Origin of the sequence: Legionella nautarum (assembly GCF_001467895.1) — a bacterium.
Classification (GTDB): Bacteria; Pseudomonadota; Gammaproteobacteria; order Legionellales; family Legionellaceae; genus Tatlockia; species Tatlockia nautarum.
In genome coordinates this window covers 69,450-75,981 of the sequence record NZ_LNYO01000027.1, presented here as the reverse complement: position 1 = coordinate 75,981, position 6,532 = coordinate 69,450, and the positions used below count along the sequence as shown (strand labels likewise).

Genomic DNA, 6,532 nt, shown 5'->3' with positions numbered 1-6,532 from the left:
GGGGTATTTCTTTCTTATCATCATTACTTTCTCCAGTTAAGTACATTATCTCTTAACTGGCGTGTACAGATCTATTAGACAACGTCAGTTTTGATGGCTCCCATTTATGCAGCTACTTGTTCATTAACAACAAGTGAAATGGATGCATGGGTACATGCCAGCATGTTCACGAGCATATCAATAGTAAAAAGATGAATTTTACCACGAATCAAATCACTGATTCGTGGCTGTGATACATGCATTAATTTTGCTGCTTGAGATTGTGTCAATTTTTTATCAGCAATATATTTTTCTATTGCTCGCATTAATGCTGCTCTAATTTTTAAATTTTCTGACTCAGATTCACTAAATCCTAAATCATCAAAAACACTACCTGTAGTTGTATGATTCATCATTGCTTCTCCTCCTAACTGCGTTAGGGTATTTGTTTAAATCGTTTTTTAGCCAACTCAAGATCTTTGCTACTTGTTTTTTGTGTTTTCTTTACAAAGGAATGAAGCACATATATGCCTTCATCTTTCTGGGCTAAATAAATGACTCGATATTCATTGTCACAATGAATCCTGATTTCTTTAACACCTTGCCCAATCGATGTCATGGGTTTCCAATCAGTTGGTTCTTGGCCTCTTTGAATTTTATCCAGATTATATCCTGCAGATTGTCTTGCTTCTTTAGGAAAGTCCAATATGTCATTATAACTGCTGCCTAACCAAATTATAGGTTTCATTAACTAAATATACAAGATTTTATATAATTTAAATATATCACAGACTCTCAATAAGAAACAGAGTCAGATTGAAAATTATTATTTTGAGATAGATAACTTACCTTATCTTTCACAAACCATTAAAAATAGGTAAAATGCCAATTATTGATCTCAGGAATTCATTGGGTTCCACAAATGAATGAAAATGAAAAAAATCGGAAGTTTGTGATAGATAAGATTTTCCATCCCTTGGATGTTCATTTTGACACCAATTCACTTTCAGCGTGGTTGTCCTATTATTACTCAGTGCATGTGAAAGGTGCTCCAGAAAAAACTGAACAAGCCAAAATGAAAGACCTAGCAAAATTTATTCATTTTTTCCAAAACGAAATAGGGCATGATTGGGTTGATAGTTGGACACCGGCAGTTAGCAAACATTTCCAAAAAAATTTATCTAAGACAATTTCTGAAAAAACCGGAAAACCATACAAAGCAACTTCTATTAATCGCACGATGGCAACTATTCGTCACGTAGGTCGATGGCTTCATCAACAACGACCCTTGTTAGCAGGGGACCCCCTTGCTCAAGTTAAAGATTTACAAACTGATGCGCCTGATTGGAATGGCCTAACTTCACGCCAATTAATGAGGTTAAAGTCTGCTTGCGAGCAACGAATTAAAAGTTGTACCCGCAAAAACCAAAATCCACTAATGGAAACCGCTTTATTTTATCTGTTGCTTGGCACTGGACTTCGTGAATCTGAAATCGTCTCTTTAAATGTGGGGCAGTATCGACAAAAAGGTTTGTGTGAAGTTCTACGTCATAAGTCAAAACGCATTAGTCAAAAAATTCCTTTACCCCAAGAGAGTAGGGGGTACTTAGATCACTATCTTGAAAAAAGAGAAGCCCAACAAGATGAACCGTTATTTATAACAAGGTATGGTACGCGTCTACAAACTTTGGATGTGTACCGGATTTGCCAACGGGTTTTAAAGCAGGCTTTGGCGTTTTTACCGGAACATGAAAAGTTTGAATTTACTCCACATAAATTGCGACATACCTTTTTAAAAAAAGTAACCGATAAGCATGGGGTTCATTTTGCGCAAGAGTTAAGTGGTAATGTTTCCATTAAAGAAATTTTTCGTTATGCTAAACCGAGTCAAGATGAAATCCAGTCTACTATAGAAGAATTATTTACTTAATTACCGTATGTTATTTCAACAACGTAACTCAAAATACTCATGATAATTAGGAGATATAAATGAATATTCCAAATGATGTTATGAGAGATTTTAAATGTGCCATTGAGGGTCAGTTCAATATTAAAGATTTTACCTTAAATTATAAAGATACGTCTTCTCCTCCTCATCCACAAACAGGAGAATACTTTGATTGGGGAATAATATCGATCACTAAAAATTCAAGTCACAAAGAAAGAGAATATAAAACTGGGCATGGAACTAACTGGCCACTAGACTTTAAAAATGACTTAGATAGTGGTTATTTTGAAAAATAAATTAACAGTATTTAAAATTTTGCTTTTAGCTTTGGAAGTCTGACACACCAGGCCACAATCAAAATTATGTCAAACGATGAGTTCCCTGATTCGTGTTACATAATTGAACCCCTGTCTTAAATCAATACGGGCATATTAGCAATATCAGGTTTTAACGTTTTATTACTAATGTCATTAGTTATCAAGAGCTCACGCAGAGGAGCTAGTACATAATTTGAATAAGGGACATTAATTTTAATTACATCTGCAAAAGGTTGTAGGTGATTATTTATGCAGTGATTAACTAACATATCCAAACTTGGAAATTCTCCTGTTTCTAAATAATGAGTGCAGGGATTTCTGAAAAAAAGAAATGAGCCTTTTTGTGCTTGAGCACGTATATTAGATTTAAGCTCATCATTATTATAAAGAAAGCAGGGAGCCTCATCAGAAAGATCTAGTTGTTTATAAGCATAAACTGAAAAACATGTAGAGTCGATTTTATCTCCACCATCAGTAGCAAAATGTAGAGCAACCAAATAGCATGTAGTTACGTCTACTGCTGCTGTTGGAAAATCGTAGTGTTGGGGGAATGTTTGATTGTAACCGGTGATAACATTATCGTGGCTCCCTTTTTGGTAGATAGTTCCATCCAGCAAATTTATATCTAATAATATGGGTAGAGCATATTGAATATAGCCAATGAATTTATCTTTTGTCGCCCAAACTTGATAAGGAATAATTTCAGAAAGAGATGAAGTATTCTTATCAAAGAGATGATTGTTTGGATTTTGACTAACATAGAGGCCAAGATAAAAATTATATCTTAATAAGATTGTCCCCAATTCAAATAATCTCTGAATTTTGAGGGGTAATTGCTCAAAACATCGAATTTTATTTTTATTCTTATAAAGAGTTAAGCTCACAAACTCTAGAATTTCATTACAATTAAACCATTTTTTTACTACAGATTCATTAAATGGATATGAATAGTAAGAAGCGGGAACTTGTATTTTTTTTATATACTCATCAAGTCGATTTTTTCTGAAAATACTAGGAATTACTTTCCATTGAATTGCATCTCGTTGACCTCGAAAAAAATACCCCCGTCCCGAAAGAGCTTCTAAAAAAGGAATTAGTTTTTTTAATGAATCAAAGTAATAGCTTTTCATTTTACTTTTCCATATTAATCATAGTAAATGACAATAATTGCAAGGTCATATTGTTCTGATTCCGCATATCCAGACTAAACTGGCAATGGAACAATAATTTGATTCATCATTTGTAATGAATGTTTATAATTTAGCTGTTTCGAGGCGTCAGCAATGGCTCTAAGAATAACGAATCAGATTATAGATCTACAAATTTAATCCTTAGCATTTATAATTTGTGTTAATTTTTAAAGTTTTTTTTCGACATTGCCAGTTTAGTCTGGATATGCACTAAAAACCCAACATTACTTTAGTCTTGTATTGAAAAACGGTGTATCTTAATCATTTAAGTCGCAAGCTGTCGCAAAATTTAAGTCCATTTGATTTGGCATTATCTCCGATGTAATAACAATTCACAAATTATTTAATGAGCTTCATTATTCAAAACGGATAGATCTTGCTCAAAATTGGGTGTTTGGGTTTTATCAAAAGGATTTTGACCATCGCCAATAGAACTTGTTTTGCATGCCGCATAAATAAACCATCGGTCAATATTATGAATCTCTAATAAAGAATTTACCCATTACGCCTTGGTGTGTCGCAAGTGTCGCGGTGTCGCAGATTTAATGATAATCGGATTTCAATTATGAAAACAAAGGGGATTTAATTCCAGTATGATTCTGCTTCCTTCTTTGGTTAATCGTACCATCTGATGTTCAATCAAAATACCGATAGCGTTATCACGGCGCTCAATATTACGTAATGGACTTAGACGTTGAATATCGCGTGCGGTGATTTGATTCAATCCCTTATCCTTAAGCCACTGAAACAGTGTTTGTGCATCGGCCAGTTCATTGGTTTGATTTCCTGCATCAAATAATCGCCTTGTTTCTTTCATGTGCCAATGAATGATCTCAATGGCTTGCTCCATCGATTCAGAACCAATATCGCCTATTTTTCCTTCGAACAAATGAAAAAGAGCGGCAAGCCGTGCTGCGTTTTCAGCAGCTTTACTAGCAAAATCCTGAAGTCCTGCCCACTGCCCCTGATAATTTAGCCCAGACTCAATCGCATTAAAAAATTGCACCCAGGTTCGTTTTGCTTCAATACTCATAAAAAGGGCGGGGAGCTTATGACATCCTTTTCTGTTTAAATTTAGCGATTGATTCAGGCAGTCAGTAATTCTTATTTCATAGCCATCGAGGTAGGCTTTTGAGTCAGGTGGCTCTTGATAGAATCGAACACCCATGGCACTTTTAGGGTAGGCGAGCAGACAACGGGGTAAAAAACCGCTTTGTCGGCTAATATTTTGATGCTGATTGGTCATTGTTTGCAACAACAAAGGTTGCATCATGAGATTTAAGGTAAGCCTCCGATGTTGCAGGGTAAAGCTGTCTGTGGTTTTGCGGTGTGCCGTAAAGGCTTTTCCATCCCATAAACGATTGAGTAGAGCAACAAAGCGAGCAGGATTTGACTGCATACTGTGACTGCCCAATACAATACCTGCCTCATCAGACCACAATGAAGCACTTGGCCAACCACGAGCTAAATGGATGGCCAGGGCTTCCTGAGTTGCGTCTTCAAAATAGAGAGTTGGTAATAATGGAATATCTGGCTCAATGCGAATGAGTCGTGCCAAAAGGTCTTTATAAAAAGTAGTGTCTTCACCCGTCATCATGGCGCGTTTAATCTGATTCAACAAACCATCGCGCTCCATTTGCCAGGCTTGATGTAAGGTTAATGCAGTCTGAACATCCGGTTCGCGATTTTTTCTGATCTCTAACTCCCAGGATCGTGAGGGTTTTGAAAACACGTTATCGGCTGCACTCTTGCGCTCGCCTGATTGGGCAACTACTAAAAAATAAAGAGAAACAGGGCTTATTAAGTACTTATCTCTTGCGACATTGGCAAGCGCTTGGCAAGCCAGTGAAATATTCGCTAAAGCACTGCAGGCAACCAATGCTGTAGGTTGCTGACCGTAACCTTGATAAGCGGTTACCGCTTTTCCAAGGATAGAGGGAAGCGCTTGTGCGGGATAATGTGTTTCTGGCTCCAATGCGGGCAAAAGAGGTCTTGGATGTTCCCAGCGGATGTCATTTTCTGGTGTTAGGAGACTTGATTCATTGGGGTTCATATTATTTATTCCAACCCCCATATGCCGTCTTGTTCCCAATTTTCTGAAAATCCCATATTTGCAAAGGGGATAGAGGAATTATTTTTAAAAAGATGAAGTAATTTATCTCGCCAGTGATTGCCTGGCGCGCTGTTTTTTAATAGCGAGTGAATAATATAGGCTTGCAGATAGAAAGGACTCTCGTTGTGATTAAAAGATACTCTAATCTCTGGGACTTTAGGTTTATTGACGAAGAATCGATTCCATAAGCGAGAATGGTGCGCGCATAAATTTCTGGTGTAGGTCAGTGAGCGCATCCATGATTTGATGATTTCGCTATATTGCCCAAGCGTATCGCCAATTTCTTTTCTGATAGTTCGGTCTTTAATATTGGCATAGAGCTTGGATATCGTACCAAAAGAAATGCATTCCATGACCATCCAGCTTGGTGGGTGTTCGGGTTCATGGGATTTGGCATAATAGGTTTTAATAAAGTCTTCGTGTGAGCGTTTTAGATGTGATTTGACTTCTTCAAGAAACATTTGGTGCTGCTCGATTGAAGAAAATAAATCAGCGCACAGATACCAGTGCGCACCGTATTTCAGACTCATCGCATTAGATATGGCGGTACGAAAAGAGACTTCTATTCGCTCTAGGGCATCGGTAACCAATAAACGCAACTCTCTGTCAAAGACATACAAATTTAAAAGATCGGAAAATCGCGTGTTGGGTTTAAATTGGCTGATGCCTGTCTCAGAGCTTATGAGAAAGGGTTTAGAATAAATCTTTAAGCGGTAATAACCAATGACTGTTAGATAATGGCTGGCTTCTTGTTCGTCATCCAGCAATAGCCCTTTCTGTCGTAAATGATGGATTTGTTCTGGTATGGAAAGAGGTGGTTCATTAAAAACCATTTTTAAATGCATAAAATAAATAACCCGCCCTGGTCCGCATTGTGAAGAGGCGTGGCGGGTATGGTTAGTTATATTATAACCCGACTGTGCTCAAAATCAAATACGGAGAATTGTTGGTGTTTGCCATAGGGTGTGATTTTAACAGAATGCAC

General features: G+C 37.1%; 7 protein-coding genes. 2 read left to right on the top strand and 5 right to left on the bottom strand.

The window, feature by feature from the left end:
* Nucleotides 1-104 precede the first annotated feature (104 nt).
* Both Lnau_RS15780 and Lnau_RS15775 read right to left on the bottom strand, forming a co-directional pair.
* Nucleotides 105-395, bottom strand: coding sequence for a helix-turn-helix domain-containing protein (locus Lnau_RS15780; protein ID WP_202972588.1), 291 nt, complete (start codon nt 393-395; stop codon nt 105-107).
* Between the two features lie 20 nt (nt 396-415).
* Complete coding sequence (locus Lnau_RS15775) at nt 416-727, bottom strand: type II toxin-antitoxin system RelE/ParE family toxin (RefSeq protein WP_058506106.1); 312 nt, start codon at nt 725-727, stop codon at nt 416-418.
* Nucleotides 728-901: 174 nt separating this feature from the next.
* On the opposite strand from Lnau_RS15775, the gene Lnau_RS15770 reads away from it, so the two are divergent.
* Complete coding sequence (locus tag Lnau_RS15770; protein WP_058506105.1) at nt 902-1,909, top strand: tyrosine-type recombinase/integrase; 1,008 nt, start codon at nt 902-904, stop codon at nt 1,907-1,909.
* A gap of 59 nt (nt 1,910-1,968) precedes the next feature.
* The gene (locus tag Lnau_RS15765; protein WP_058506104.1) at nt 1,969-2,223 is read left to right on the top strand and encodes a hypothetical protein; all 255 of its coding nucleotides are present in this window, start codon (nt 1,969-1,971) and stop codon (nt 2,221-2,223) included.
* Nucleotides 2,224-2,339: 116 nt separating this feature from the next.
* Here the strand turns inward: Lnau_RS15765 and Lnau_RS15760 are convergent, their stop codons facing one another.
* From Lnau_RS15760 to Lnau_RS15750, 3 genes are all read right to left on the bottom strand, one after another.
* Complete coding sequence (locus Lnau_RS15760; RefSeq protein ID WP_058506103.1) at nt 2,340-3,374, bottom strand: FRG domain-containing protein; 1,035 nt, start codon at nt 3,372-3,374, stop codon at nt 2,340-2,342.
* A gap of 619 nt (nt 3,375-3,993) precedes the next feature.
* Nucleotides 3,994-5,487, bottom strand: a complete 1,494-nt coding sequence (locus Lnau_RS15755) for a YfjI family protein (RefSeq protein ID WP_058506102.1) — start codon at nt 5,485-5,487, stop codon at nt 3,994-3,996.
* 5 nt (nt 5,488-5,492) lie between these two features.
* Complete coding sequence (locus Lnau_RS15750; RefSeq protein WP_058506101.1) at nt 5,493-6,392, bottom strand: Abi family protein; 900 nt, start codon at nt 6,390-6,392, stop codon at nt 5,493-5,495.
* Nucleotides 6,393-6,532 lie beyond the last annotated feature (140 nt).

Coding starts and splice junctions, on each gene's coding strand:
- Lnau_RS15780 (WP_202972588.1), bottom strand. CDS start 395: ATGATGAATCATACAACTACAGGTAGTGTTTTTGATGATTTAGGATTT.
- Lnau_RS15775 (WP_058506106.1), bottom strand. CDS start 727: ATGAAACCTATAATTTGGTTAGGCAGCAGTTATAATGACATATTGGAC.
- Lnau_RS15770 (WP_058506105.1), top strand. CDS start 902: ATGAATGAAAATGAAAAAAATCGGAAGTTTGTGATAGATAAGATTTTC.
- Lnau_RS15765 (WP_058506104.1), top strand. CDS start 1,969: ATGAATATTCCAAATGATGTTATGAGAGATTTTAAATGTGCCATTGAG.
- Lnau_RS15760 (WP_058506103.1), bottom strand. CDS start 3,374: ATGAAAAGCTATTACTTTGATTCATTAAAAAAACTAATTCCTTTTTTA.
- Lnau_RS15755 (WP_058506102.1), bottom strand. CDS start 5,487: ATGAACCCCAATGAATCAAGTCTCCTAACACCAGAAAATGACATCCGC.
- Lnau_RS15750 (WP_058506101.1), bottom strand. CDS start 6,392: ATGCATTTAAAAATGGTTTTTAATGAACCACCTCTTTCCATACCAGAA.